This is a genomic window from Streptomyces cucumeris (assembly GCF_024295805.1).
Classification (GTDB): domain Bacteria; phylum Actinomycetota; class Actinomycetes; order Streptomycetales; family Streptomycetaceae; genus Streptomyces; species Streptomyces cucumeris.
The window spans coordinates 82,735-108,936 of the sequence record NZ_JANCLX010000027.1; the positions used below are offsets into that span (position 1 = coordinate 82,735).

Annotated in this window: 27 protein-coding genes; 13 read left to right on the forward strand and 14 right to left on the reverse strand. The window is 69.7% G+C overall.

Annotation, left to right across the window (positions count from 1 at the left end; genetic code table 11):
* The first annotated feature begins 29 nt into the window (after positions 1 to 29).
* On the forward strand, positions 30 to 2,174 hold the full coding sequence (locus tag NMK44_RS30680; protein ID WP_254749287.1) for an amino acid adenylation domain-containing protein: 2,145 nt from the start codon (positions 30 to 32) through the stop codon (positions 2,172 to 2,174).
* Positions 2,175 to 2,306: 132 nt separating this feature from the next.
* On the opposite strand, the gene NMK44_RS30685 is transcribed toward NMK44_RS30680, so the two are convergent.
* Positions 2,307 to 3,137 (reverse strand): NAD(P)H-binding protein, encoded by an 831-nt coding sequence (locus tag NMK44_RS30685; protein WP_254749288.1) that lies wholly within the window; start codon positions 3,135 to 3,137, stop codon positions 2,307 to 2,309.
* Between the two features lie 115 nt (positions 3,138 to 3,252).
* Between NMK44_RS30685 and NMK44_RS30690 the strand changes: the two genes are divergently transcribed.
* From NMK44_RS30690 to NMK44_RS30705, 4 genes are all read left to right on the forward strand, one after another.
* Positions 3,253 to 4,227: an AraC family transcriptional regulator gene (locus NMK44_RS30690; RefSeq protein WP_254749289.1), complete on the forward strand. Its 975-nt coding sequence runs from the start codon at positions 3,253 to 3,255 to the stop codon at positions 4,225 to 4,227.
* 286 nt (positions 4,228 to 4,513) lie between these two features.
* Entirely contained in the window at positions 4,514 to 4,876 is a 363-nt protein-coding gene (locus NMK44_RS30695; RefSeq protein ID WP_254749290.1) for a cupin domain-containing protein, read from the forward strand.
* Positions 4,877 to 5,254: 378 nt separating this feature from the next.
* Positions 5,255 to 5,617 carry a hypothetical protein gene (locus NMK44_RS30700; protein ID WP_254749291.1) on the forward strand — a complete coding sequence of 121 codons (363 nt, stop codon included), beginning with the start codon at positions 5,255 to 5,257 and terminating at the stop codon, positions 5,615 to 5,617.
* A gap of 151 nt (positions 5,618 to 5,768) precedes the next feature.
* Positions 5,769 to 6,425 carry a class I SAM-dependent methyltransferase gene (locus tag NMK44_RS30705; RefSeq protein ID WP_254749292.1) on the forward strand — a complete coding sequence of 219 codons (657 nt, stop codon included), beginning with the start codon at positions 5,769 to 5,771 and terminating at the stop codon, positions 6,423 to 6,425.
* Between the two features lie 33 nt (positions 6,426 to 6,458).
* Here the strand turns inward: NMK44_RS30705 and NMK44_RS30710 are convergent, their stop codons facing one another.
* Entirely contained in the window at positions 6,459 to 6,917 is a 459-nt protein-coding gene (locus NMK44_RS30710) for a GNAT family N-acetyltransferase (RefSeq protein WP_254749293.1), read from the reverse strand.
* 154 nt (positions 6,918 to 7,071) lie between these two features.
* On the opposite strand from NMK44_RS30710, the gene NMK44_RS30715 reads away from it, so the two are divergent.
* Complete coding sequence (locus tag NMK44_RS30715) at positions 7,072 to 7,494, forward strand: MarR family winged helix-turn-helix transcriptional regulator (RefSeq protein ID WP_254749294.1); 423 nt, start codon at positions 7,072 to 7,074, stop codon at positions 7,492 to 7,494.
* Positions 7,491 to 8,792, forward strand: coding sequence for an MFS transporter (locus NMK44_RS30720; RefSeq protein ID WP_254749295.1), 1,302 nt, complete (start codon positions 7,491 to 7,493; stop codon positions 8,790 to 8,792). The genes NMK44_RS30715 and NMK44_RS30720 overlap by 4 nt, the downstream gene beginning before the upstream one ends.
* A gap of 363 nt (positions 8,793 to 9,155) precedes the next feature.
* Here NMK44_RS30720 and NMK44_RS30725 read toward each other — a convergent pair whose 3' ends face one another.
* The 3 genes from NMK44_RS30725 to NMK44_RS30735 all read right to left on the reverse strand — a co-directional run bounded on the left by NMK44_RS30725 (position 9,156) and on the right by NMK44_RS30735 (position 11,903).
* On the reverse strand, positions 9,156 to 9,707 hold the full coding sequence (locus NMK44_RS30725) for a YciI family protein (RefSeq protein WP_254749296.1): 552 nt from the start codon (positions 9,705 to 9,707) through the stop codon (positions 9,156 to 9,158).
* A gap of 173 nt (positions 9,708 to 9,880) precedes the next feature.
* Complete coding sequence (locus NMK44_RS30730) at positions 9,881 to 10,531, reverse strand: CatB-related O-acetyltransferase (RefSeq protein ID WP_254749297.1); 651 nt, start codon at positions 10,529 to 10,531, stop codon at positions 9,881 to 9,883.
* A 178-nt stretch (positions 10,532 to 10,709) separates the two neighbouring features.
* Positions 10,710 to 11,903, reverse strand: coding sequence for an MFS transporter (locus tag NMK44_RS30735; RefSeq protein ID WP_254749298.1), 1,194 nt, complete (start codon positions 11,901 to 11,903; stop codon positions 10,710 to 10,712).
* A gap of 252 nt (positions 11,904 to 12,155) precedes the next feature.
* Between NMK44_RS30735 and NMK44_RS30740 the strand changes: the two genes are divergently transcribed.
* From NMK44_RS30740 to NMK44_RS30750, 3 genes are all read left to right on the forward strand, one after another.
* The gene (locus tag NMK44_RS30740) at positions 12,156 to 12,986 is read left to right on the forward strand and encodes a helix-turn-helix domain-containing protein (protein ID WP_254749299.1); all 831 of its coding nucleotides are present in this window, start codon (positions 12,156 to 12,158) and stop codon (positions 12,984 to 12,986) included.
* Between the two features lie 239 nt (positions 12,987 to 13,225).
* Positions 13,226 to 13,525: a hypothetical protein gene (locus NMK44_RS30745; RefSeq protein WP_254749300.1), complete on the forward strand. Its 300-nt coding sequence runs from the start codon at positions 13,226 to 13,228 to the stop codon at positions 13,523 to 13,525.
* 216 nt (positions 13,526 to 13,741) lie between these two features.
* Entirely contained in the window at positions 13,742 to 14,482 is a 741-nt protein-coding gene (locus tag NMK44_RS30750; RefSeq protein WP_254749345.1) for an SOS response-associated peptidase, read from the forward strand.
* 34 nt (positions 14,483 to 14,516) lie between these two features.
* On the opposite strand, the gene NMK44_RS30755 is transcribed toward NMK44_RS30750, so the two are convergent.
* Together NMK44_RS30755 and NMK44_RS30760 are read right to left on the reverse strand one after the other, a co-directional pair.
* Complete coding sequence (locus NMK44_RS30755) at positions 14,517 to 14,960, reverse strand: DUF6210 family protein (RefSeq protein ID WP_254749302.1); 444 nt, start codon at positions 14,958 to 14,960, stop codon at positions 14,517 to 14,519.
* A 44-nt stretch (positions 14,961 to 15,004) separates the two neighbouring features.
* Complete coding sequence (locus NMK44_RS30760) at positions 15,005 to 15,496, reverse strand: MarR family winged helix-turn-helix transcriptional regulator (RefSeq protein ID WP_254749304.1); 492 nt, start codon at positions 15,494 to 15,496, stop codon at positions 15,005 to 15,007.
* Between the two features lie 72 nt (positions 15,497 to 15,568).
* Between NMK44_RS30760 and NMK44_RS30765 the strand changes: the two genes are divergently transcribed.
* Positions 15,569 to 16,519, forward strand: a complete 951-nt coding sequence (locus NMK44_RS30765) for a quinone oxidoreductase family protein (protein ID WP_254749306.1) — start codon at positions 15,569 to 15,571, stop codon at positions 16,517 to 16,519.
* A gap of 142 nt (positions 16,520 to 16,661) precedes the next feature.
* On the opposite strand, the gene NMK44_RS30770 is transcribed toward NMK44_RS30765, so the two are convergent.
* Positions 16,662 to 17,138 (reverse strand): ATP-binding protein, encoded by a 477-nt coding sequence (locus NMK44_RS30770; RefSeq protein ID WP_254749308.1) that lies wholly within the window; start codon positions 17,136 to 17,138, stop codon positions 16,662 to 16,664.
* Positions 17,139 to 17,306: 168 nt separating this feature from the next.
* Here NMK44_RS30770 and NMK44_RS30775 point away from each other — a divergent pair, with 168 nt between their 5' ends.
* On the forward strand, positions 17,307 to 17,672 hold the full coding sequence (locus NMK44_RS30775) for an STAS domain-containing protein (protein ID WP_254749310.1): 366 nt from the start codon (positions 17,307 to 17,309) through the stop codon (positions 17,670 to 17,672).
* A gap of 251 nt (positions 17,673 to 17,923) precedes the next feature.
* Here the strand turns inward: NMK44_RS30775 and NMK44_RS30780 are convergent, their stop codons facing one another.
* The 4 genes from NMK44_RS30780 to NMK44_RS30800 all read right to left on the reverse strand — a co-directional run bounded on the left by NMK44_RS30780 (position 17,924) and on the right by NMK44_RS30800 (position 22,820).
* The gene (locus NMK44_RS30780; protein WP_254749312.1) at positions 17,924 to 18,718 is read right to left on the reverse strand and encodes an aminotransferase class IV family protein; all 795 of its coding nucleotides are present in this window, start codon (positions 18,716 to 18,718) and stop codon (positions 17,924 to 17,926) included.
* Positions 18,719 to 18,835: 117 nt separating this feature from the next.
* The gene (locus tag NMK44_RS42195) at positions 18,836 to 21,961 is read right to left on the reverse strand and encodes a helix-turn-helix transcriptional regulator (protein ID WP_308358626.1); all 3,126 of its coding nucleotides are present in this window, start codon (positions 21,959 to 21,961) and stop codon (positions 18,836 to 18,838) included.
* The gene (locus tag NMK44_RS30795; RefSeq protein ID WP_254749314.1) at positions 21,958 to 22,131 is read right to left on the reverse strand and encodes a hypothetical protein; all 174 of its coding nucleotides are present in this window, start codon (positions 22,129 to 22,131) and stop codon (positions 21,958 to 21,960) included. Before NMK44_RS30795 ends, NMK44_RS42195 begins: the two co-directional genes overlap by 4 nt.
* 254 nt (positions 22,132 to 22,385) lie before the next feature.
* On the reverse strand, positions 22,386 to 22,820 hold the full coding sequence (locus NMK44_RS30800; protein ID WP_254749316.1) for a VOC family protein: 435 nt from the start codon (positions 22,818 to 22,820) through the stop codon (positions 22,386 to 22,388).
* A 105-nt stretch (positions 22,821 to 22,925) separates the two neighbouring features.
* Here NMK44_RS30800 and NMK44_RS30805 point away from each other — a divergent pair, with 105 nt between their 5' ends.
* Positions 22,926 to 23,471, forward strand: coding sequence for an HD domain-containing protein (locus tag NMK44_RS30805; protein WP_254749318.1), 546 nt, complete (start codon positions 22,926 to 22,928; stop codon positions 23,469 to 23,471).
* Positions 23,472 to 23,581: 110 nt separating this feature from the next.
* Here NMK44_RS30805 and NMK44_RS42485 read toward each other — a convergent pair whose 3' ends face one another.
* Both NMK44_RS42485 and NMK44_RS30810 read right to left on the reverse strand, forming a co-directional pair.
* Positions 23,582 to 24,274: a glycoside hydrolase domain-containing protein gene (locus NMK44_RS42485; RefSeq protein WP_308358629.1), complete on the reverse strand. Its 693-nt coding sequence runs from the start codon at positions 24,272 to 24,274 to the stop codon at positions 23,582 to 23,584.
* Complete coding sequence (locus NMK44_RS30810) at positions 24,241 to 25,992, reverse strand: GH92 family glycosyl hydrolase (protein WP_308358627.1); 1,752 nt, start codon at positions 25,990 to 25,992, stop codon at positions 24,241 to 24,243. The genes NMK44_RS42485 and NMK44_RS30810 overlap by 34 nt, the downstream gene beginning before the upstream one ends.
* Between the last annotated feature and the right edge of the window lie 210 nt (positions 25,993 to 26,202).

Consider the following 26,202-nt stretch of genomic DNA (forward strand, 5'->3'; position numbering starts at 1 on the left):
CCTGAAGGAATGACGACGAAAGGGGTCTCGTGAGCGACGACGGGGAGTCCCGGCTCAGGGAGTTCGGTGCCCGCCTGGAGAGCGACGACATCGATGTCGTCCGGGGAGCGCTGGACGACTTTCAGCAGGCACAGGCGGACACCAGGTGGGGAGTGGACAACCCGTACCGGCCCCTGACCGACGAGATACGCTCCGCCGCCCGAGACCTCCTCGAGCAACCTCCGTCCGGTCACGGCCACGCGAGCGCTCTCACCGTGCTGTGGCATCTCGCCACGCAGGCGGACGCGGACGTGATCGCCGACGCCCTCGCGGGCGCCCCGGACGGCGAGGTGCGGGAGATGGCGCTCCGCGCTTCCGGCACCGCCCTCGCGGCCGGGGAGGAACCGAACCAGCGGCTGTTCGCACTGATCACCGCCATGGTGCTGGACGACGGCCTCGATGTGGAGGATCGCAAGGCCGCCCTGCGCGCCCTCGACGATGTCGATTTCCGGTGGATCGAGGACCTCATCGTCCGGGTCAGCGAGTCGCCCGAGCCGGAACTCCAGATGTGCGCGGCGGCTCGTCTCGCGACGCCCCTGCGGCTCCGTGTCCACCGCGACCGCGTGAGCCGTCTCGCGCGGTCCTGGCCGGAGGCCGCGGGGTGGTGGGCCGAGCAGGTCCGCGAAGCGCTCGAGGGCTTCCACAGCACCTACTGGAAGGACACCGAGCTGGATGATCCGGAACTCCGGGAGGCCCACCAGGCGTTGAGGTTCCCGCTCAGCGACGAGGGATGCCTGCAGGCGTTCGCCACCATGCTCCGCAGTGAGAATCCCATCGCGGTGGGGATCGCGCTCGACCACTACGAGTCCTCGGAGGGGCTGCGTCATGTCGTGGAGGACCAGGAACGCATCGAGGTCTACCTGCCCGAGGTACTGGCCCGAGCGCGTGAGGTGCTCAGTCGGCCCATGCCGCCCGCCGAGGTGAGTGCCCTGAACATGATCGGGGTGCGGCACGCCGAGCCCGGCGACGCCGACCTCCTGGTGGACGTTCTGGCGCGCACGGACTCGGAGGCGGTGCGCCATGACGCCGTCTGGATGGCCTACGGCCTGCTCGACGAGGCCGAGGTACGGGACGAGAGGCTCATCGCCGCCCTGAGCGACCTGATCTTCGACCCGTCCGTCGGCTTCTCCCTCCAGAAGGAGACAGCGATCCGTGTCCTGGCCGACAGCCTTGGCGCGGAGGCGGACGACATCCTTCTCCGGGCGCTCCATGAGGGTGAGCCGAAGGTACAGGCCCACGCGGCCTATTTCCTGGTCAGGACCGGAGGTCTGGACCGGCACCGGGCCACCTTGGAAGAGGTCGCCGAGAGCTGGGGCGACCGGCCACCCCAGCACCCCTGGGGTCAGGACCCCATCGAGCTGATCTTCGGCAAGCCGCACAGCGTCCACTGGGAAGGCCATCGGCCGGCGGACCCGGACTTGAATCGCGCCCACAAGCGGCTGAGGGCTCCCACGGTGGACGAGTCGTACCACCAGGCGCTTCGCACACTGCTCGAGAGCGACGATCAGGCGGCCGTGGGCATCGCCCTCGACCACTGGTGGAGTCCGGACGGCGCCGTGAAGCGGGGCGGTGAGGAAGCACGTGAACCGGAGCGGACACTCGTCCTGGACCGTGTCCGGGAGGTGCTGCGTCAGCCTCCGTCACCGGCCGAACTCAGCCGTGACTACGGGTCCGAGGCCAACCATCTCACCGCGCTGTCGGTGCTGCGCCTCGTGGCAGCGGAAGAGCCGTCCCTGCTGGCCGAGGTCGTGGCGACCGCCGCGAGCGCTTACGTTCGCGAGCGGGCTTTCGATGCGGTGGAAGAGGTGTTCCATGACGCGGAGGAGGCGGACCCACGGCTCGTCGAGGCACTCGGAGATGTCGCCTGCGATGCGAACGTGCCGTTGGACGACCGCGTCAGGGCTCTCGGACTGCTGGACGAGTCTCCCGGAGCCAACTCCGTGGTCGCGCTTGTCCGCGCGGCGCGCTGCCCCGAGGTGGAGGTTCAAGCAGCGGCGGCATGGGGGCTGATGTACGACGAGTTCATCGAGGACCATCGCGCCCTGCTCGAGGCGCTGAGCGCGAACTGGCCCGTGGAGGACGCCCCGTGGGAGGTCACTCGGGTGCGGGACGTACTCACGGCCGGTGGGGAGTGAGACGGGCCGCGGGCGAGTGCGTGCGGGTGACGCAAGGGGCTGACGGCTCATGTGCCCGCCACCCGCTGACGCACCGCCCGTCGCCACGGGCCGTACGCCAGGGGTCCGGGAGCCGGAGGACTTCATGTCCGGTCAGGCGACATCGAAGTCGGTGCGGGTGACGTATGCGGAGAAATCGCGGGGCGAGCGGCCGAGCGCCTGGTACACACCATCGGTGACCGTTGCTCCGCGCTCTTCGCGGATGTGCCGGAGCACGGTGATCACTTCGTCGATCACGGAGTCCTCGTATCCGGCGGCGACCAGGTCGGCGCGGTAAGCCTCCTCGGTCACGGGGACGAAGCGCAGGGGCCGACCCGTGGCGCGGGCGATCTCCCCGACGGCCTCGGCGAAGCTCAGCGAACGCGGTCCCGACAGGACGTAGGTCTGCCCGCTGTGCCGGTCGTCGGTGAGTGCCTCGGCCGCGACGTCGGCGAGGTCGTCGAGGTCGACGAAGGGCTCCCGGCCATCACCGGTGGGCAGCCGGAGCTCGCCCTGCTGGCCGAGGAGGGAGGCGAAGAAATCGAGCTCGGTGAAGTTCTGCGCGAACCAGGTGGGGCGCAAGATCGTCCACCGCAGACCGGAAGCCCTCACGGCCTCCTCGGTGGCGAGGTGGTCACCGCCCATCTCACCCCACGGCCGGGCGGAGAGCAGCACCAGTCGGCGGACCCCGGCGCGGGCGGCGACGGCGGTGAAGTCGCGGACCTTAGCCGGTGCGCCGGGGGTCTGCGAGTCGACGACGTAGACGGCGTCGATGCCGGTCAGCGCCGGCTGCCAGGTGGCGCGGTCGGCCCAGTCGAAGCGGACCGGGCCCCGCCGCGAGGCCACGGCGGGTTCCAGACCGCGATGGCGCAGCGCGGCGGCGACGCGGCGGCCGGTCTTGCCGGTACCACCGAGGACGAGAAGGTGGGAAAGGTTTGTCGTCATGCCTCCAGCACACATCCTTGGTGCGGCACAGGCGATGGCTGATCCGATCGATTCGATGTCCGTCCGTCTCATCCGGACTGGATCGCCCTCCGGGACGCTCCTACGCTGGCACGGCATGGATGATGTGTTGTCCGGACTGCTTCAGGACATCCGCGCTCACGGCGCGCTCTTCGACCAGTCGGCCCTGACCCCTCCGTGGTCCGTGCGTTTCGGTGACGGGGCGCCGCTGTCCCTGCTGACGATGGTCCGCGGCGACGCCTGGCTGACATCGGGCGGCGAGGAGGCCGTGCCGCTACGACAGGGTGACGTGGCGATTCTGGTGGGGCCCCAGCCCTGCGACGTCGCGGACACGCCCGGCAGAGCGCCCATGGTCTTCCAGCACACCGGCAACCATTGCACCGCACCCGACGGGACCCCGGTCACCGCCGATGACCTGGCCATGTGCACGGACCTCGATGACCCCGAGGCCGGTGCGGTCCTGCTCAGGAGTGCCTATCCCGTTCAGGGCCAGGTCTGTGACCGTGTCCTGACCGCCCTGCCCCGGCTCGCTCTGGTGCCCGCGGCGCCGCGGCGCCCACTCCCGCTCGCGATGATCGAAGCGGAATTGCGCAAGGACGTCCCTGGGCGGCAGGTCATCCTCGACCGGCTGCTCGACCTGCTGTTGCTGTCCACGCTCCGCGACTGGTTCGACCGCCCCGAATCCCACGCCCCTGCCTGGTACCGGGCGCATCGCGACCCCGCCGTGGGCCGGGCGCTGAAGCTCATCCACGGTGACCTCGCCCGGCCGTGGACCGTCGCATCGCTCGCCGCCGAGGCCGGCATGTCCCGTGCCCGCTTCGCGCAGCGCTTCCACAACCTCCTCGGGCAGCCGCCGATGGCGTATCTCACCGAGTGGCGGATCTGCCGCGCCGCGGACCTGCTGGCCGGCACCGACGCGACTGCCGACGCGATCTCCCGCCAGGTCGGTTACGCCAACGCCTACGCCCTCAGCGTGGCCTTCAAGCGCACCCTCGGTATCCGCCCCACCGAACATCGCGCCCTCGCCCGCGCCGGAGCCACCCCGACTACGGCTCCTGTTCATCAACCGTGACACCAGCGCTGTCGAGCGGTACCGGAGCGAGAACTGCCTTCGGCGCCACCCCGAAATGCCCGACACGCGCGATCATCTGCGGGTATCGTCGCGGCCCTGGGTGACGACTTCCGGTACGAGCCCGGATCGAGGACAGCAAAATCGCCGAGCACTGGGACATGTTGCAGGAGGAGGTTCCCACGGCGGCCACGAAGAGCGGCCGTTCCATGTTCACCGGCGACTGAGCGCGACGCGCCGCGGGACCCGCCGAGCGGTGGGGGAGTCGGCGCAGCTACTCTGACCGGCTATGACTGGCATGGACAACCCCGTCGCGTCGTTCGCAGTGCACATTCCGGATGTGGAGCTCGAAGTGGAGCCCATCGCTCCCGAGCAGATCGTCTCGGGTGACCCCGTGGTCACCGGGAAGGTGCTGTGGGAATCCCCGGACGGCAAGCAACTGCGCGGCATCTGGCAGATCACCCCGGGCGTGGTGACCGACACCGAGGCCAACGAGCTGTTCGTCGTCGTGAGCGGGCGGGCGACGATCGAGATCGAGGGCGGTTCCGTCCTCGACGTGGGCCCGGGGGACGCGTGCGTGCTGCGAGAGGGGGACCGGACCACCTGGACCGTGCACGAGACGCTCCGGAAGGCGTACCACATCAGCCTCTGACGACAGTTCCGTATCGGGTGCGGCAGAGGCTGATCATCGGTCCAAGGGCGAGGGAGCGATGGCCGGCGGACAGGAGTGCTCGACGAGATCGTCGGTCGAGGATTCCGTCTGATGGCCACCGAGCAGGCCCTTCCCCTGCTGAAACCCCGCCTCGCTCGCCGGCCCGGACGGCACTTACCAGCGATGGCTGTCGAGCCTCGGTGCCATCGCTGCCGCCGTGCGCCCCGGCCACTACGTCTACGCGGCCGGGAGGAATGCCCACGATGGAAGAATGTGGAAGTGCCCGTCCTGGATCAACAATGGACCTGCTCTCCAAGGTGCCTGCCCCAGGCTCAGTGTGGCGTCGCCGCTGCGCTCTGGCACTACACGACCGCACCGGTGGCCAGGCCGTATTACGTGCGCGGCAGTTCCCCGGCTCCGGACGACGAGGCAGCGGTGACGGTTGCCCTGTGGACCGGCCCCGCGGCGCGGGAGAAGAAGAACCTCTTCCTCCATGTCCCGCTCCTGTCCGGCGGACTGCCGGTTCCAGCGGTGCAGGTGGTTGCCGGGCTGATGCGGCTGGGCCGTGGAACGCACCTGTTCGGCTTCACCGGCCGTCACTTCGACGGCAAGTCCGTCCTCAACGGCAGCGGACTGGTCGAAGGACGGGAGGCGCCATGCCTGTGCGGCGGGGTCGGAGAGCAGGAGGGGCCAAGGGGCTTCTACTGTGAGCGGCCGGGAAGGCTGCGACACTGCACCTGAGGCAGGTGGCCGTTTCCACCTGGGGCGGCTCCGCCCTGTGGGTGGCACAGTGGCCACAAATGCCGCGACTGTGCCAACCACTCGTCGTCAGACTGACTGCCCGGCCAATCTCGTGCGTGGGAACCTCCGGGGATTTGATGGACTGGACGCCATGACAAGACTTCCGGATCGCATCCTGCAGGCGCTTGACCGGTTCAACGCCGCCCACCCCTGGGACCACAACGCCCATTACCACCGGTGGATCCTGCGCCAACTTCCCCGACGCGTCGACAGTGCCCTGGACATCGGCTCCGGGAGCGGTGATCTGGCCAGACTCCTGGCCACTCGTGCCGCCACGGTACGGGGAATCGACTCCGATGCGGCGATCAGCGCTCACGCCCAGGAGCTCACCCATCCGGCAACGCCCGTCACCTTCACGGTCGCTGACGCGCTGACCGGGATTCCCGACGGCTCCTATGACGTCATCACCTGCGTCGCCACCATCCACCATCTGCCCTTCGCCGACGCGCTCACCGCCTTCCGTGACCATCTGGCACCCGGCGGAACACTGGTGGTGGTCGGCCTTGCCCGCCCGACGACTTCCGTCGACCATCTGCTCGGAGCCGTGGCCATCCCGCTCAACCTCGCCATGGGCTGGTTCAAGAACAAGGGCCGCCACGCGCCCCGGCCGCTCTCGATGACCGCCCGGACCCGACCGGCGGAGATGAGCTTTCCCGACATCGCCCGCCAGGCTCGTGGCATCCTGCCCGGCGCCCGGCTCCGCCGACGGTTGTTCTGGCGTTACACGCTCGTATGGCAACGCCGTTAGGCCGATCGCGGCGAGTGTCTCGCGGCCCGTCGTCTATGCGGTGCGCACGGCCGAGGCCGGCTGGCGCACCATGAACACGTCCACCGGATCCTCGGTCTCGAGGGTGAATCCGTGTCGTTCGTACAGCCGTCGGGCCGGACTGCCCTGCAGCACGTTCAGCCGGACCAGGGTGCCGTCGCGGTCGCACTGGTCCAGGAGCTCACGCAGTACGGCCGTACCGATGCCGCTTCCCTGCAGGTGCGGGGCCAGGTAGAAGTGCTCCAGCCAATGGGCGTCCTGGGCCGGGCGCAGCGACACGCAGCCCGCGAACGTGCCGTCCACCTCGATCACCCAGGTGTGCGCCGGAGCGAACCCGTTCCGCAGTCGTTGCCGCACCCGCTGCTCTTCATAGCGCCCGAGCCGCTCCAGATCCGATCGCAGCACCACGGCTCGTAGCTCGGCCACTGCCTCAACGTCCGCCACCGAAGCCGGCCGAGTCACCCAGTCCGCCATGATCGTCAGGCTAGCGTGCCATGTTCGCCCGTTCGCAGTGGCCTGTGAGTCTGAGGCTTGATTGTCGCAGCGCTGTTATATTAGCGCTGTGACATCTTCGGACCCCACAGCGCTACCCGATCCCTGGCACTCCTTGCACGAGCTTCTGGCAGTCATGGACGCCGAGATCGAGCAGGTCTACGTCGAGCGTGGCATCGAGGGGGTGCGGCCTCGCTTCGCCTATCCGCTGATCCGGCTCGCCCACACCGGACCACTGACCATTCGCGAACTCGCGAAGTCCCTGGAGCGCTCGCACTCCGCGATCAGTCAGACCATCGCCGCCATGCGCAAGGAGGGTCTGGTCACCTCCGAGCCGGGACCTGACGCCCGCACCCGGCGCATCGACCTGACCGAGCGCGGTCGATCGCTGGTGCCGTTCCTGGAAGCGGAGTGGCGCGCTACCCACGAGACGGTCGCCGAGCTGGACAGCGAGGTCCCGTACCCGATGACCACCGTTGTCGAGGAGGTGCGACGGGCGCTGGAACGCCGGCCGATGCGGCAGCGGGTCCTCCACCACCTTGTCGAGCCACCGAGATGAGGGGGCGTGTTCGAGTCCGCTTCCTTGATATCCGCCCCCTGCGGAGCAGCGAGTCGTTTCGCGACCTGTGGATCGGTACCTCGGTCTCTCAACTCGGCGGACAGATAGCCAACGTGGCGGTGCTGGCCCAGGTCTGGGACCTCACCGGCAATCCCGTGGCCACCGGTGTCATCGGGCTCGCCACCGGCCTGCCGATGGTGCTGTTCGGGCTGATCGGCGGCACGTTGGCCGATACCCTCGACCGCCGTGCGGTGGTGCGGGCCACCACCGCGGGCCAACTGCTGGCCGCCGCAGGGATGTGTACCCAGGCCCTGGCGGAGAGCCGAAACGTGCTGCTGCTGCTCGTCCTGGTTGCCATGAGTACGAGCTGCAGCGCTCTCGGAGCGCCTGCTCGGCGCACCTTTCCGGTCCGGCTGTTGCCGGGCGACCAGGTCGCGGCCGGTCTTGCGCTGACCAACGTCTCCTTCCAGGCAGCGATGCTGGCCGGTCCCGCGATGGCCGGGCTGATCATTGCCCGCTGGGACTTCCCTGCCGCATACGCAACCCAGGCCGTGGCCATGGCGGTATCGATGCTCGCCGTGATCCGCCTGCCCGCCATGCGGCCCGAAGGCGCCGGCGCGGCAGGCGGCAGGCGTCGGCCGGAACGCGGCGGTTGGCTGATCGTCCTGCGCCGCCCGACGCTGTGGGGCTCGATGGCCACCGACCTGTCCGCAACGCTGCTCGCCATGCCCATCGCGCTCTTCCCGCTGGTGAACGAGAACCGCTTCGGGGGAGACCCGCAGACCCTCGGCCTCTTTCTCTCGGCCGTCGCGGTCGGGGGGATCACGGCCGGTCTGCTCTCCGGTACGGTGACGCGCTGGCGTCGTGGCGGACTCGTACAACTGGCCGCAGCCGGTGTCTGGGGCCTGGCGCTGGCCTGCTTCGGCCTGGCGGGCCCGTTGTGGCTGGCGCTCGGCTGCCTGGCCGTGGCGGGCGCTGCCGACACCCTGTCCGTCATCACCCGTAGTGCCCTGGTCCAGTTGGAGACCCCGGACGCTTACCGGGGGCGGGTCTCCTCGGTGGAACACGTCATCGGTGTCGCAGGCCCCGAACTCGGCAACTTCCGCGGTGGCCTGTTGGCGTCGGCCACCTCCGCCCCCTTCTCCCTGGTCTTCGGCGGACTGTCCGCCATCCTGGCGATCGCCGTCGTGTCCGCGACCAACGCCCCCCTTCGCGCCTACCGCACGCCACCTGCCGACGCGAAGCCGACCGCCCCCGAAGCCGCCGACGCGGCGGCCGCCGCCGGCCAAGCTCGCTGATTCGCGTGCAGGGGGTGCTCACGGGGGCACTGGCCTATGGAACGGTGGCCAGCCGCTTCCGGCGGTGGCCGGTGTTCATGGTCGCGTTCCTCATCGTCGGGGTGCCTCGCTTCGTGGTCGCCGCCTTCACCGACACCGTGGCCCCGCTGGCCGTGATGATGACGATCGAGGGCCTCGCCTGCGGTGTGCTCAACCCCACCCTGGTCTCGGTGATGTACGAGAACGTGCCCGAAGAACTGCGCAGCCGCGTGCTCAGCCCGACAACTCTGGGCGAGTTCGCGGAACTGAAGATCCTTCAGTGCCAACCCTCGGATCCACCGGTATGCGGACGAAGTGGCGGTCACGTCAGCCGCAGGCCCTCGACTATGACGGGCGACCGCCGAACTGCCAGTTGTGCACCTCGATGTCGACGTACCCGGCCGGGTACAGGATGGCGCGTGCCGTGTCCGGGTCCGACGCCCGCACCAACATCGCCGTGCCGAGCCAGGCGGCGCCGTCGTCGGACAGCAGTGGCCCGTAGGCGATCAGGCCCTCCTGATCGGGCGGCACCGCGAGGTCGGCGGCCTGCCCTGTGCCGAGGCCGATGACCAGGTATCGGTTGCCGCCGGTCCGGCCGCCGGGGAAGTCCCACATGGTGCGCCCGAGTGTGTTGCGCCACCGTCGCAGCAGCACGTCCCGGTAGACGCCGGCCTGGTAGTTCGGCTCGTCGAATGCGAACGCGCGGGCCGCGGCGGGATCGGGCAGGTCGACGATGTGCACGCTTCCGGTGGGCGTCTCGCCGTCATCGGTGAGGGTCGGACCTCGGGCGATCATCTCCTTCGCGTACCGGTCCATGTATGCCCAGTGCTCTTCGAGCAGCTCGTCGCGCAGCGGCAGGGAGTCGGGCCGGTCGCGGTGGTAGCAGAGGAATTCCATGCCCAATGATCCTTCAAGGCGAGAACAGTGTCGAGTGGGGTTGACTGCGATGGCTCGGCGGTTGGTGTGTTGGTCTGTTGCTCTGGCGGGACGGCTTTCCATCCGGATCCCGAGCGTGTTCGGGTGTGCCCGGATGGCGCGCGATGGGGCGATGTGTGGCTTCCCGTCAGTCATCACGCCTGGCGGGTAGGCGGGGCGGCGGCCTCCAGGTCGGCGATGCTGCCAGACATGATGGTTCGCACATGCTCGGTGATGTGCTCCGCGGGCCAGTCCCACCATGCCACCGCCAGCAGCCGGGCGATGTCCTGGTCGCTGTAGCGGGTGCGGATGAGGCGGGCCGGGTTGCCGCCGACGATGCCGTAGTCGGGTACGTCGGCGGTGACCACGGAGCCGGAGGCGATGATGGCGCCGTGTCCGATCCGTACGCCGGGCAGGACTGTCGTGCCGTGGCCGAACCAGACGTCGTTGCCGACGATGGTGTCACCTCGGTTGGGCAGATCGGTGAGCAGGTCGAAGTGTTCGGACCAGGAGCCGCCCATGGTGGGAAAGGGGAAGGTCGAGGGTCCGTCCATCCGGTGATTGGCGCCGTTCATGATGAACCGCACACCGGTGGCCAGGGCGCAGAACTTGCCGATGACCAGTTTCTCGGGTCCGTAGTGGTAGAGCACATTGCGTGTCTCGAAGGCGGTCGGGTCGTCCGGGTCGTCGTAGTAGGAGTACTCCCCGACCTCGATCAGGGGGGACTTCACCAGCGGTTTGAGCAACACCACCCGCGGCTGCTCGGGCATCGGGTGGAGAGCCGTCGGGTCGGCGGGAACAGGCATGGAAGTGGGATCCTCATCGGTAGCGGCGCGTGTCCCGTCCATGATCTCGGCTCGGCGCCGCCGCGGGACATTCATTTATCGCCCGCCCGGACCACACTGATCGTCTCGTCCAGGCCGTTTCCCTCCCCTTCAGGGAGCTCCGGCCCTGAAGGGGTTATCGGAACCCGTGACCTGCGGATCAGCGGTATCGAGCCCGTCCTGCCGCCGCGATGACGGTGAGCGGCAGCGTCAGCACAGCCGCCAAGAGGAACAGGGGTCGGTAGGCGTGTGCCTCCGCGGCACCAGCGGCCAGGCCGCTGGCCACCGCGCTGCCCACGTACAGGGCGACACCGAACAGCGCGACGCCGGTGGCCCGGGCGGCCGGGGACAGCACGGTGGCCCAGGACTGCACCGTGGAGTGCATGAACGACCAGCCGCCTCCCAGCAGAAGTGCGGTGACGACCAGCGCCGGGGCGGACTGGCTGACCCCGGCAACCGCGTAGCCCACGGCCATCTGGGCGCCGCCGGCCACGATGAGAGTCACCGGCGTCCATCGTCCGACCAACCGCTTGACCATCTGGGCCGCCGCCATCGACCCCACCCCGTACAGAGCCGAGACGGCGCCGGCCAGCGTGGCAGGGACGCCGTTGGCTTCCAGCGCCGGTGCCAGATACGTCAGGAAGCCCAGCAGGACGGCGCCCTCCAGCATCGCGACGGCCATCACGAACCACTGCCACCGGGAGCGCAGCACGACCTGGAACGGCGCCAGCAGTGCGTCGGTGCACTCCCTTTGCGGTTCGGGCAGGCGGCGCAGCGCCATCGCGAGGTATGCGGCGAGCAAGCCGGGCAGCGCGAAGACCAGCCGCCAGCTGACGTGGTGCGCCAGCGCGCCGGCGATGAGCGTGGCGACCGCGGTGCCCAGTGCGAACGCCGTCATCAGTTCGCTCAAGGGGCGCTGCCGTACCTCGGCCGGCACGATGTCCCCGACGTAGGTGAGCGAGGCGGCGATGGAGGCGGCGAAGAACGCTCCGGAAAGAGCTCTCGCGCCGATCAGAGCGGGGGCGTTGGGAGCGACTGCCGAGCAGAACGCCGCGAGCGCCGCGCCGGTGAGGGAGAACCGCATCACCCGCACCCGTCCCCACCGGTCGCTGGCCAGGCCCCAGACCGGTTGCATCAGACCATAGGCGAGGAAGTAGGCGCTGGCGGCGAACACCGCGGTGGCCAGTGGCACGCCGAGCTCGGTGCCGATGCCGGTCAGCATCGGCGCGATGCAGAAGCGGTCGAAGTTGCTGATGAATCCGGCGGCGCACAGCAGGCGGAGCGCGCCCGCGGGGAGGGCGGGTGCGGGGGCTGTGGCTGACGGTGTGGTCACGAGTGGGTCGGTGGCGGTCACGAGTGGGAGGCTCCTCTCAGTTCTTCCGGCAGGACTCCAGCCCAGCACCGGCCCGGACCGCCGTTGGGGCTCAAGCGATTACCATCGCTGACAGCCTGCCGACCGGGCCCGACCCGCGGCCCGGGACCCGGGGTCCGGGGTTCGGCAGGACTGGCGAGCGGACGTCCCACCGCCGCCACGAGGGGGGAGGCGCATCATGCACTGTGCGATGCCGCACCGTGGCCGCCGGAGCACCGGCGCGGGAGGCTTGTGGTGAGCGAGCGGTCCGCCGCCCGAACGCCGCGTCAGGAGCTCGGCACATTCCTGCGATCGCGCCGCGAGCGGTTGCGCCCATCGGAACTCGGCCTCCCGACGGCGCCGAGGAGGCGCACACCGGGGCTTCGGCGGGACGAGGTCGCCGAGCTGGCAGGGATCAGCAGTACCTGGTACGCGTGGCTGGAGCAGGGCCGGGTGCGTACTTCCCCGCAGGTGCTACGAGCTGTGGCACGGGCCCTGCGGCTGGACACGGCCGAGACGGCGCATGTGTTGTCCTTCGTGGAGGAGACACAGCCGGAAGCGGAGCCGCGCACCTGGGTGTCGCGCAACCTTCTGACGCTGGTGCAGTCCATGGCTCCGAATCCGGCGGTCGTGCTCGATCCGCACTGGGACCTGCTGGCGTGGAACGCCGGATACGCCGCGCTGCTCACCGACCCCGCGCGGCTGCCCCCGAAGCGGCGCAACCTGCTGTGGCTGGTGTTCCGATGGGAGCCCGCCCGCACGCTTCTGGCCGACTGGGAGCGCGAAGCCTGCGCCCTGCTGGGGCAGTTCCGGGCGCAGGCAGCACGCCACCCGCAGGACGCGCGGTATACCGAAGTGGTCGAGGAGGTGCTGACGGACCCGGACGCGGTGCGATGGTACGAGCGGCGGGTGACCACCGTGTTCCAGCCCGCCGTACGTTCCTTCCGGCATCCGTTGGCGGGCGAGCTGCGACTGCGCTACGTGAAGCTGGCCGCGGTCGACGAGCCGGGCCACCACTTCCTGGCCTATCTGCCCGACGACCGGGCGACGGAGGAAGCGGTGTGCCGGCTGTCCGGCACGGGGTGAAAGGTGCGCGCCCGGCCCGGCCACGCCTTCCGCTTCGGCCGCCACGACTCGACTCCGCTCGCGCGGAGATGCACTGGCTATGATGAGTCATGACATCGAACTCCATACACTCTGGAACGCGTTGGAGCCGACAGCGCACAGCGGCTCTGGCTTCTCTGCTGAGTGCGGCGGCCCTCGGCTGGGTTGCGGTCGCACTGAGCGTGGACTCGACCGGTTCGAACCCCCTGGAACCTGGCGGTGTGACCGATGCTGATCTGGCTCGGCTGGCCGCTGCTGTGATGGCCGGTATCGCGGCGGTGGCTGCCGGACTGTGGTGGCGCCACTGGGCGACCGTACGGGGGTCGGCGATCGGCGAAGGTTGGGCGCGGGGGGCCTTTGCCGCCTCCGCCGTCCATTCGTTGTTCGTCCTGCCGGTGATCGTGCTCGCCTCCTGGGGCTGGAAGGCACTTGCGATCGCGTTCACCTGCGCGGTACTCGCTGGCGGTGTGCGGGAGGCCGCCGGGGTGTCGGCGTCCCGCCGGCGGGTGTGTCAGGCGTAGGCGGGCTTGCTGGAGAGCCGTGATCGCCGTGCGACCTGCGTCGGCGTCACCGCTGCAGGTGTCATCTACGTCCGGTGCCCCCTTCGGCGGTCGGCCGAGCCGCACCTGCGCGGATGGCGGCCCGCTGACAGCCGTGCGGATGCCGTGGTGGAGCCCATGGAGCAACCGGCCCTGGCAGAACCCGCTGCCCTGGGCAGTGCGTGGCACAGTGGTGGTATGTGCGGCCGCTACGTGTCCACCCGTGGTCCGAAGGACCTGACCCGGCTCTTCGGCGTCAAGGACTGGCACTCCGAGGAGACGCTGGAGCCGAACTACAACGTCGCCCCCACCGACGATGTGTACGCCGTCCTCGAGCGCGCCCCGCGCGACAGCGACGACCAGGAGACGGCACGCAGGGAACTGCGATCGCTGCGGTGGGGTCTGGTGCCCTCCTGGGCCAAGGACCCGAAGATCGGCTCCCGCATGATCAACGCACGGGTGGAAACCGTGCACGAAAAGCCCGCCTACCGCCGCGCCTTTGCCAGACGCCGCTGCCTGCTCCCCGCCGATGGCTTCTATGAGTGGCAGCAGCTGAAGGATGCCACGAGCGGCAAGGCGCGCAAGCAGCCGTACTTCATCCATCCTGCTGATGGGCAGGTGATGGCCCTGGCCGGTCTGTATGAGTACTGGCGCGACCCGGACGTGGAGAAGGGCGACCAGCGCGCCTGGCTGATGACCTGCACGATCATCACGACCGAGGCCACCGACGCGGCCGGCCGCGTTCACCCCCGCATGCCGCTCGCCCTGACCCCCGACCACTACGACGCCTGGCTCGACCCTCACCGCGACAACGCGGAGGAGCTGCGCGGCCTGCTCATCCAGCCCGCAGACGGTCACCTGGACGCCCGGCCCGTCTCCACCGCGGTGAACAACACGGGCAACAACGGCCCTCACCTCCTGGACGAGGTCACCTCTTGAGCAATCCGCTGACCAGGATTTCCAGGAGAGTCTCCTAGTCGCAGTTCTCCCAGACGAGGATCCCGGGACCGTCGGGTGTCACCACCGGTACCCATGCCTCGTCGACTTCCGAGAGGCGGGACTCGTCGAGCGCCAGCGGAGCGGGGGACGCATCGTCGCCGTCCATGGAGACCGAGATGTGGAAGGCGACCGCAATCCGCAGCCGGTCAAGCAGGTCCGCCGGCCAGTCCATGTGCCGTGATCCCTGCCCCTTCAGCTCTCGAACGAAGATCTCCTTCAGGTCATCGTCCAGGTCGCGACCGAATACGGGGACCAGATAGCCCTCCTGCTGGTATTGGGCGCAACGGAATCCTCCCGCCTGATTCTGATAGATCACACCGGTCGGCGCCGCCACGATGACGAACATCCAGCCCTGACCCGAGCCGGTGCCATCAGGGTCCAGAAAGATGTATCGCTTACCGCCGTCTGCATCAGCCATGGCCAGGAGGGTCGCACGCGGCAGTCCGGACAGGTGGCCGCGGCTCAGGTGCCGGGCGGGGCTGTGGCGTTGCGCGTCTGCTGGATCAGGACGGTGGTGGCGCGCTCCAGAAGCTCGCAGAGCGAGGCGAGCTCGGAGGGCGTGAACGCGTCGCCGAGCGCGCGCTCAAGGACGACCACCTCTTGGTACGCACGGTCGAGTAGCGCCTGGCCCTCATCGGTGAGGGTGGCGATCTGCACCTTGGCGTGTACCGGGGAGGTCTCGCGGCGGATGAGTTCCTTGTTCTCCATGTTGGTCAGCACGCTGCTCATGCTCTGCTGCGTCACCCCGCAGGAGCGGGCCAGTTGGGCGCCGGACATGCCGCCCTCGCGCGAGAGGATCAACAGCACGGTGTACTGCGTCATGGTCAGCCCATAGGCACGCAGCACGGCCTCGTGGTGTGCCATCAGCGCCTGTTCCGATCGCCTGATCCGGGTGCAGAGGTCGCTGTCGATCGGGGCTTCCACCGTGTACTCCCACTTCATTAGCAGGTCCATGAGTTGACTCAGGAACCTTATATATCTACGCTTCTTGACTGTAAGGATACTGAGTCAACGCAGGGGGCTGTAATGATGAAGGCTGTCGTGCTCGACACCGAGGACCAGTACCGGGTCACCGAACTGGATGAGCCCACTCCCGGTCCCGGCCAGGTGGCGATCCGTGTGGCCTACGCCGGGATCCAGTGGGGCGACACCATGGTCAGGGAGGGGCGCTTTGCCGTACCGCGTCCCTTCGTCCCGGGGTTCGAGGCAGCCGGGCACATCGTCGCGGTCGGCCCGGGCGTCGACGCACACCGTGTCGGTGAGGCCGTCACCGCGCTGACCACCTCAGGCGCCTACTCCGAGGTGGTCCTGGCACCCGCCACGCTCACGTTCGGCATCGGCGACCTGCCGCTGAGGACAGCCGCAGGTCTCGGGTGGGGCGCACCGACCGCCTACGACCTGATCAACACCGCCGCGCACGTGCGGCCCGGGGAGAGCGTGCTGATCCACGCCGCGGCCGGCTCGGTCGGCACGCTCGCCGCCCAATTCGCCCGACTGGCCGGAGCGGGCCGGATCGTCGGCGTGGTCGGCACCGCCGACAGGGCCGACTACGCCGCGCAGTTCGGGTACGACCAACTCCTGCTCCGTGAGGAGTTCCCGGTCAAGCTCGGCGACGAGAAGCCCGACGTCATCCTGGACCCGGTCGGAGGCCCGACCCGCACCGCCGGCTTCGAGCACCTCGCCGAACACGGCCGACTGGTGGCATACGGCTACCTCGCCACATACGAACCCGTCCTCGCCGACGCCAATGACCTCCTCATGCACGGCAAGTCGCTCCTGACCTACAACAGCAACCTGCTCAGCCAGACCCACCCCGAGCGGCTGGCCGACAGTGCCCGCCACGCACTCGGCCTCGTCGCCGAGGGCAAGGTCCGCGTGGACGTCACCACCGAGTACGCTCTCGAGGACCTGGCCACGGCCGTGCAGCGCCTCGCTTCGGGCGCAACCCATGGCAAGAGCATCCTCCGAGTCGCCTGAGAACACATACGAGGCACTGCCATGAGGTGCCTTCCGCGCTGAATCCCTCCAGCCCGCCGTGGCGGCAAGCGGTCATCCGAGGCGAACACCGGAGCAGGACCCGCACCACCCCGCGGCCGCGGCGGTCGCACAGGCTGCTGTGTCAGGCGTGGTGGTTCGTGGTGGGGCCGCTGGGTGTCGTGGGCAGCGGGATGCGGGCCGTGATGCGTTTGCCGATCGGCCTCTGTTCGATGATGAGTTCCTCGGTGACCGCCTTGACGATCTCCAAGCCGTGCTGACCGATCCTGCCGGGATCCGCGGTCCGGGCGGAGGGAACGACGGGGTCGCTGTCCCACACCACGACGTCCACGCCACGGGCGTCGATGCGGAGTTCCATCAGGATGGGGCCGGGGGCGTACTTGCGGGCGTTGGTGACGAGCTCGCTGGCCACCAGTTGGGTGAGACCCTTCACACTTGCGGATACGGGCAGCTGCCGGTCGGTGTGGGCCCGGTCGAGGAAGGCGCTGACATGGTCGCGGGCTTCGGCGATGCAGCCGTCGTCCCCGTCCAGGGCATAGCCGACGTGCAGCAGGTGCTCATCCGACCCGCTACGGCCCTCACTGCCGGCATGGGAATTCACGTCGTCTCGCCCTCGCTGCCCCTTCACGCACGCGCGCCAGTACCCGCCCCAGCGCATGCCCACCGGATGCCGATCGACTCAGCCGCCTGGGTGTATTCCGCCGTGGTCATAGGGCAGAATCGCCGCGCACGTTCTGACCGGACAAGCCTAGATGCAGTCGAGGGGACAGTGACCGACAACCAGGGAGAACACCAGCCCCACCGGCTTGTTGTCGAATGCACAGTGGTCGATGGGGTCCGTGTCGTGACCGTGCGGGGCGAAATCGACCACGAGGTGAAGGACATGCTGGGTGACGCACTGATGTCCGAAGACCAGCCGCAGCCACCCCGGATCGTCGTGGACCTCAGTGGGGTGTCCTTCATGGACTCCAGCGGGATCAACGTCTTCATCACCGCCCACCGGCGGGTGACTGACAGCCAGGGCTGGCTGCGCATCGCCGCCGCCCAGGAGCCCGTCCTGCGTATTCTGCGCCTGGTCGGCCTCGATGCCCTCATCGACTGCCACCCCACCATCGAACAGGCGATGAACGCCTGACCGCGCCGCGCATGCCCCGTACCGAGTCGGGGGCGTCCTGGCTGAACGCCTTCGCGCGAGCACCGTGGTCCGGCCAGTCCGACAGGTGTCAACCGCGGGACAATTCATGCCACCCGTTCCGGCGAGCGCGATCGCGATCCCGATGACCGGTCAGGGTGCCGGGGCTGCCATACGAGTCCGCCAGCACGAATCGTCCCTGCCCCTCCGCACGGACGGCTGACCCACCTCCGGCCGCCTTCCGCCGCTGAGCCCTACAGGGCCTCGCCGGGAATCGACAGATAGACATCCCGCAGCCGCCTCAAGGCGCGGTGCTCTACGGCGAATCCGGTCTCATCCAGCGCCGACAGGGGCCTGACACCGATGCTCGTGTTCGTCGCGAAGGCCGCCGCCATACCCGTGGCCTGCTCCAGGCTGACAGGGGCGATGCGGTGCTCGACGTGCTGCTGGAGCAGCGCCATGGTGACGCCAGGCAACACGGGAGCTTCCGGCCACACGATGGTGCCGTCGTGATCGACGAATCCGACGTTCCATGTGCCGCCCTCGCTGATGAGCCCGTCACGGCCGACGAAGAGCGCGTCGTCGAATCCGGCGAGCTGTGCCGTACGCCGGGCCTGCAGGGCGCCGAACAGCCCGCAGTGTTTGACCCGGGGCAGGTCCCGCTCGTACGGCACACTCATCGTGCGCAGCGGCTCGGGAGGCAATGCGCCGGCGCCGCGGACGGACACCATGATGTGCGGCTCACCGGTCTCAGCCGGATGCCCCATATCGACCTTCGGGTCGAAGATGGTGACGCGCACGACACACGGGCGGCTCCGCCCTTCCAGACTCTGCCTGACGTATGCAAGGACGCATCCGGTGTCGAGGCCGGTGCCCCACACGATCTCGCTGTCCCGCCGGAGCCGTTCCAGGTGGAGTGCCAGGCCGCGGATGGCGCCATCGGCGCCGACGCGCATGGACGTGAAATGCCCGAGACCGGTCAGGGCAAGCGGCAGCAGGTCATCCGCTGATACGGGCTTTCCATCGAGAGTCGCCATGCCGCTCAGCATCGCAGGAGTGCCCGCCCCGGCGGCGCGATGCCACGAAGACGGGCCCGGACCCGCGTCCGCCTCCGGACCCGCGTCCGCCTCCGGGCACCCCAGCGCGCCACGAACCTCAGCGAAGCGTCACTCGTCGAGACCTCCCAGCCGGTGCGCGATGGCCGCGGCCTCGCCCCGGCTTGAAGCGCCCAGCTTGGCCAGGATGTTGGAGACATGCACACTCGCCGTCTTCGGCGAGATGAACAGCTCCTCCGCGATCTGCCGGTTGCTCCGCCCGGCGGCGACCAGCCGCAGCACATCCCGCTCCCGGACGGTCAGCCCCAGCGCCGCTGCCGGCGCCGGGGGAGGGGCCGTCTCCCCGTCGGCCTGACGCAACGGGATCCGGGCACGCCCGGCGAGCGTGGTGATCTCCGTCTCGAGCGGCGCCGCGCCCAGCTCGCGCGCTACCGCCTCGGCCTGCCGCAGCAGTTCACCGGCCGCTGTGCGGGACCCGTTGCCGCCCTGGATGATCAGGGCTTCCGCGAGCCGCAACCGGGCAGTGGCCAGCAGCGTGGGGGACTCCAACCGTTCGGTGGCGGCGACGGCGTCCGTCCAGTGGGCGGTGGCGTCCTGCCCCTCGGCGGTGAGCAGCTCGGCCTGGATCATCAGGGCCTGTGCGGCCCACAGGGGTACGAAATCGGGCTGGCCCTTCATCGCCTCGCGTATCCGCTGCACCGCCGCCTCGCGTCCCGGTTCGGCCACCGCGAGCCCACGGGCCCGCGCCTCCGCCGCCGCGGCCTCGTACAACAGGGGCCAGCCGTAGCGGTGATGGCCGAAGGGGATGACTTCGCCGACCGCCGTCTCCAGCAAGGAGCGGACGTCGAGAATCCGGCCGTCGGCGGCCGCCAGCGCGATGGCCATGCGGCCCACGGCCAGGGTGTGCTGTGGCTCCGGGTAAGGGCCGGTGGTGCTGTTGCCGGCCTCCTCCATCCGGCGCCGGGCTTCGTCGTAAGCACCCCGGGCCAGAGCCAGTTCGGCCCTCCGCTCGGCGATCAGCGCCCGCATGCGCACGCTCACCCCACGGCGGCCGAGGGCCCGCTCGACGATGTCGTCGGCGTCGGCCCAGCGGCCGAGGTGGATAAGGGATTCGGCGAGGTTGCCGTCGATGTACGAGGCGGTGTTCGGCAGCCCGTACCGCTCGGCCAGGCCACTGCCCTCCTCGGCGGTCTCGACGGCCTCCGCGTAGCGTCCGAGGCCGTGCAGCGCCGTGGCCAGGTTGCCGTAGCCGCGCAGCAGGACGTTGGCGTTGCCCGGCTCCAGGTCCCGGGCGCACACGTCGCGGGCCCGCTCGAGCCCGGCCTCGACGTTGCCCGAGTGGATGGTAAGCCAGGCCAGGGTGTGCTGGGCGGCGAGTCCGGTGATGTCGGCGCCCGTTATCCGGCAGAGCTCCACCGCCTGTTCCGCGGTCTCGATGGCGCTCGGCGCCGGCTGGTGCACGATGTACCAATGTGCCGCATACGTCATTACCTCGGCGTGTACGACGGACGGCGGCAGGCCCTTGACCAGCTTCTGGGCCTGGGAGATCTCGTCCCAGCCGTCGGAGCGGGACAGGTCTCGCACCAACTGGTACCGCTCCATCCAGAACCAGGCCGCCCTCAGGGGGTCGCCCTCCAGCTCGCGCAGCGCCCGCTTGCCGAGGGCGAGCGCCCGCTCCCGCTCGCTCGCGAGGCGCGCGGCGACGCTGATCGCGGCGAGCAGGTCCACGAAGTCGCCTGGCATATCCGGGTAGATGGCCGGCGCCAGCCCGTTCTCGATGCCCTGCCGCATCGTCTCGCGGCGCAGCTCCTCGGGGACGTCGTCCCACAACTCCATGGCCCGCTCGAGCAGCTGGTGCTGCTCGGCGAACGCGTGCCGGCCGCGGGCGGCGGCCGCCGCGGCGATCACGGCGGGCAGCGCCCTGGCGGGGTCGCGGGCGTCGTACCAGTAGCGGGCCAGCCGGCCGGCCCGCTCCTCGGACCGTACGAGCGTGGGGTCGGCCTCCAGCGCCTTGGCGTAGCGGCGGCTGAGCCGGGAGCGCTCGCCGGGCAGCAGGTCGCCGACCACGGCCTCGCGCATCAGGGCGTGCCGGAAACGGAAGGACTCGCCCTCGTCGGAGGGCTGCAGGACGGCTGCGCCGACAGCGGTGCGCAGGGCCTCGATCAGCTCGTCCTCGGCGAGACCCGTGACGGTGGCCAGCAGCCGGAACTCCACCTCGGAGCCCCCCTCGGCGGCGGTCCGCACCACGCGCTGCACCTCGTCCGGCAGCGCCTCGACCCGGACCAGCAGAAGGTCGCGCAGGGAGTCGCTGATACCGCCCGGGGAACCGCCGAGGATGCTGCACGCCAGCTCCTCGACGAAGAAGGCGTTGCCCTCGGAGCGTTCGAAGACCCGGTCCAGCACCTGCTCGGGAAGGGCCTCGCCGTGGATGGCGGTGAGCTGGCGGCGGACTTCGGTGCGGTCGAAGCGGGGCAGTTCGAGACGGGTGACGGTGCGCAGCCGCTCGTACTCGGCGAGGGCGGGGCGCAGCGGGTGGCGGCGGTGCAGGTCGTCGGCGCGGTAGGTGGCGACGATGAGCAGGCGGCTGTCGGTGAGGGCGCGCAGCAGGTAGCTGAGCAGCTCGCGGGTGGAGCGGTCGGCCCAGTGCAGGTCCTCCAGGGCCAGGACGAGGGTCCGGTCCGTGGCGAGACGCTCGAGGAGGCGGACGGTGAGCTCGAAGAGCCGGGCGCGGCCGTCGGTCTCCGGGCGGTCCCGGTCCATTTCGCCGAGCTCGGGCAGGAGCCGGGCGAGCTCGCCTTCCTGTCCGGCCACGGCGGCGCGGAGCTCGGCGTCGAGCTTGCGGCGCAGGGAGCGCAGGGCGGCCGAGACGGGGTGGTACGGCAGGGCGTCGGCGCCGGTTTCGACGCAGCCGCCGAGGGCGACGACGGCCCCGTCCGCGGCGGCCCGGCCGAGGAACTCCTGAATCAGCCGGGTCTTGCCGACGCCGGCCTCGCCGCCCAGGAAGAGCGCGCCGGGCTCCCCGGCGTCCGCCCGGGACAGGGCCTCGCCGAGGGCGGTCAGCTCGGCGCCGCGGCCTATGAAAACGGGACTGATGTGACTGGTGCGCACGATGCTGAGCATCGCATCTCGTACGAGGTCAGGGACAGTGGTTTCGGCGTCGGCGTCGGCGCCGGCGTCGGCGGGCGGCCGGGCCGCCGCGGCCGGGTGCCCGTCCACGCGACGCTCCTGCTCCGTCACGCGGCGCGACGGTACTGCTTGCGGCGGTCGGCGTCGGTACGGGCCGCCTTCGCGGCCCGCTCGGCCTTCGCTGCCCGCGCGGCCTGCTTGGCCTCGTGGGCCAGGCGGCGCTGCGCGGCGCGGGAAAGGAGCTCGGCGTGATGGGCGGCCAGGAACTCACGGTGCAGCATGGGGTCTCCTCGGACGGGCTGGAAGCTGGTCTCTTGCTTGTGCTTCCAACGTCGTCTCTAAGGTGGGGACACCACATCGGGAGACTTCCGCATCTTGCCGCGCAGCGGGTGCCTTAGCGGGAAGCGAGATTTCCCGGCGGCCGGTATCGCGCTGACCGGGGGCCGGCTCCTGCCGCAAGATCGTCGAGTCGTCACTCGAGGCGGCACGATGACCGGCGCACCGGGCTGCGCGGGCGGAGCCTTCTTGAGGACGCTCAGTCCAGACAGAACTCGTTGCCCTCGATGTCCTGCATCACGATGCAGGATTCGTTGTCGTCATCGGCAAGCAGCAGTCGCACACGTACCGCGCCGAGCGCGACCAGTCGCGCGCATTCCGCCTCAAGTGTGGCCAGGCGCTCTTCCCCCACGAGTCCGGTGCCGACCCGCACGTCGAGATGGACCCGATTCTTGACGACCTTGCCTTCGGGAACGCGCTGGAAGAACATGCGCGGGCCCACACCTGTGGGGTCCATGCAGACGAACCATGAACCCTGTTCCTCGGCGGGCTGGGAGCGCTTGAAATCGTCCCACGTGGCGAACCCCTCCGGTGGTGGCGGTACGACGTACCCCAGCACCTCGCACCAGAAGCGAGCGACGCGCTCAGGTTCCGCGCAGTCGAAGGTGACTTGGAACTGCTTGATCGATGACATCGGCGCACCATAGCAGGGGGATTGCTCACTACCTCGTGTGGATGCCGTGGCTGAGGACAACCTGCCGTTACCTGCCGTACGCCCAGGCGCGGCAGGGTGGGCCCCATGACGTATGACCCCATACCGTCCGTGGACGCGCTCATGGTTCTGCTGGCCGACTGCGCGGACGTCTGGGACACCCCGGACCGCTCCGGTGACCCGGTGGACATCCTCGACCACGGCCTCCAGGTCGCCGCCGTGCTGGCCGAACGCCATCCGGACGACGAGGAACTGCAGGTGGCGGGGCTCGTCCATGACGTCGGCCACTACCTCGTGCCCGGCGACGAAGCCGGGCACGGCACCCACGCCGCGAGGGCGGTCGAGGGTCTGCTGGGACCCCGAGTCGCCCGGCTGGTCGCCCTGCACATCCCGGCCAAGCGCTATCTCGCCACCGTCGACCCGGATCTCGCACTGTCCCCGGAGAGCGCCCGCAGCCTCGGCTGTCAGGGCGGCCCGATGACCTCGGTGGAGGCGGCGGCGTTCGAGGCCGATCCCGACTTCACGGCCGCGATTGCTCTGCGCCGTGCCGACGACGCGGGGAAAGTGGTCGGCCTGCGGGTAGCGGCTCTGGAGTCCTGGCGCCCCGTCGTGCGACGCGTGGCCGCCCGCTGAGCGTCCGACGTACGGCGACGGGTGCCACCGGGGGATCCGTCACCTCACCGGTGTCTCCCTCCGGGCGATTCACACCGCCCGGAGGGATGCACACATGGCGATGAGGCAGATCACCGAGGCAGGTGTGCCGGATCCGTGGCCCAGGAGGTGTCGGGCCGGTCGCCGAGCTGGGATCTGAGCGATCCGCCGTCGCGGGCGAAGGAGCCGTCGAGCCAGGAGGTGCGATGGGTCCGCTGGTCGCGTTTGACGGAACGTATGTAGAGGTTGCTGTCGGACGCCTCGGGTGCGTCGATCACGATCTCACCGCGGTGTCCGGCCGGGGCGATGACGGAGCGGGGGAAGACCGGGGCGCTCAGCAGGAAGTCGGCGGAGCCGGGCGCTTTGGGATAGAGCCCGAGCGCGGAGAAGACGTACCAGGCGGACATGGTGCCCAGATCGTCGTTGCCGGGAAGGCCGGACGGGCCGGTCGTGTACACGGTGTCGACGATCTGGCGGACCGTCTGTTGCGTTTTCCACGGGCTGCCCAGGGCGTTGTACAGCCAGGGGGCGTGGATGCCCGGCTCGTTGGTGGGATCGTAGTGCAGTGGGCCACCGCCCTGGACGGACCACGAGCCGTCGGGGTTGTGGAAGAAGCCGTCGAGGCGGATGGCGGCCTTGTCCCTGCCGCCCATCGCCGTGGCGAGTCCCTGAACGTCCTGCGGGACCATCCACACATAGGTGGCGGCGCTGCCCTGGGCGAATCCGCTGTCGGAGGCCGGGTCGAAGGGGGTCACCCAGGAGCCGTCGGCCTTGCGTGCCTGGATGTAACCGGTGTCGGGTGTCGCGGTGGGATTGAAGACGTGCTTCCAGTAGGCGCCGCGTTCGCGCGGTACTGCTCGTCGCGGCCGAGCATACGGGCCCACTGGGCGAGGGCCGCGTCGGCGACGGAGCCTTCCAGCGTCTCGGCCGCGCCGCCCCAGCAGTGGCAGGTGTCGTGCGGGGCGTATCCGAGGGCCGTGTACTGGGTCAGGTTGGGGCGTGCTGACACGCACTGGCCGGGGCAGCCGGCGTCCGACAACTGGTCCGGGGCCGGAACGGTGGCCTGACGGTAGAGGGAGTCGAACGCACCCCGGACATCGAAATCGCGTACTCCCATGGCATACAGCGTGGCAAGGGTCGCCGCGGAGGGATCGCCCGTCATGACGTGTGTGGCACCGCTGATGTGCACCCAGCGATCCCAGACGCCCTTGTTCTGCTGGGCGAAGTGGTAGAGCGATTGGGCGAAGTCGCCCGCGACCCGCGGCTGGAGAAGTGCGAGCAGCTGAACGTGGGCACGGTACTGGTCCCAGCCGGAGAAGTTGCCGTACTGCGCCTTCTGACCGCGGGCGAGGGCGTGTACCCGGCGGTCCATGCCCGGGTACCTGCCGTCTCGGTCACTGATCACATTCGGCTGCTGAAAGGCGTGGTACAGCGCGGTGTAGAACACCGTGCGCCGGTCTTCGGTCCCGCCGGAGACCTTGACGCCGCTCAGGGCGCGGTCCCAGGCGCGCTGTCCGGAGGCGGCCACCTCAGGTACGTCGGCGTTCCGGGGTATCTCGCCGCGGAGGTTCGCCTCGGCGCCGGCCAGGGACACATAGGAGATGCCCACGCGCATCCGGACGTCGTCGTCGTGCTCGGTGTCGAAGGACACGTAGCCACCGGAACCGCGGCCCGCGCGGTCCGCACCGGTGGCGTACCCTTCCCCGCCGTCGGCACGGGTGGACCCCGGTGAGAGCCGGTCGTCGTGCCAGGTGCCCGTGGCGGAGAAGGCCCGGTCGAAGGCCGCGGAGAAGTAGAGACGGTAGTAGCTCTTGCGGTTGTTGGTACCGCCGTTGGCGCGCCGCCCGCAGAACGCTCCGGTCTCCACCCAGCCGGTCACTTTGCGATGTGCGCTGTCCATCTCGATATGCGCGTCCTCACTGCCGTTGAGCGAGTTGGAGACGCGGAACAACAGGTTGGCGGGCCGGTCCCGGGGAAAGGTGAAGTCGGCGACACCGGCGCGCGTGCTGACGGCCAGGTCTGTTGTGACATCGTTGTCAAGTTTCACCTGATAGCGCCCGGGTTCTGCCTTCTCCTCCTCATGGGAGAAGTTGGCGGCGTACTTGGCGTCCTTGGTGTCCGCGCTGGGTGAGGAGTCGACCGAACCCGCATAGGGCATGATCGGGATGTCTCCGGCGGCGCCGGGGTGGCAGCCCGTTCCGTTGAGATGGGTGAGGGAGAATCCGCGCAGCCGGGTGGTGTCGTAGGAGTAGCCACCCGCGGCCGCCGTGTTGGTCTGGTCGCCCGCGGTGCTGGTGGGCGACCAGGCGATCATGCCGAACGGCAGGCTGGCGCCGGGGAAGGTATTGCCGCCCTTGCTCGATCCGATCAGCGGATCCACGTACCGCGCGCCGTGGTTGACCTGGGCTGCGGTGGTCGGTGCGGCCCCGGCCGGGGGAATTCCCGGGAGAAGGGCCACCACCGTCGAAGCGGTTGCGGCGCCGACGGTGAGCAGTCGCCGCACCGGAGGACTTCTGGACGCTTGCATCAACAATGCCCCCTTCTGTTGGGCGAATACCGGGACGGTGTCAGACCGCCCTGAGCTGCGAGGGGCTCGCAGTGCGGAGGAAGAGCCAAGGCGCGGTGAACAGTCTCCCGACGAGGGATTCAGTGAGGTTGACAACGTTGTCTATCTCATGGCGAGGCCATTATGACGTGGCTGCGAACGCCCGGT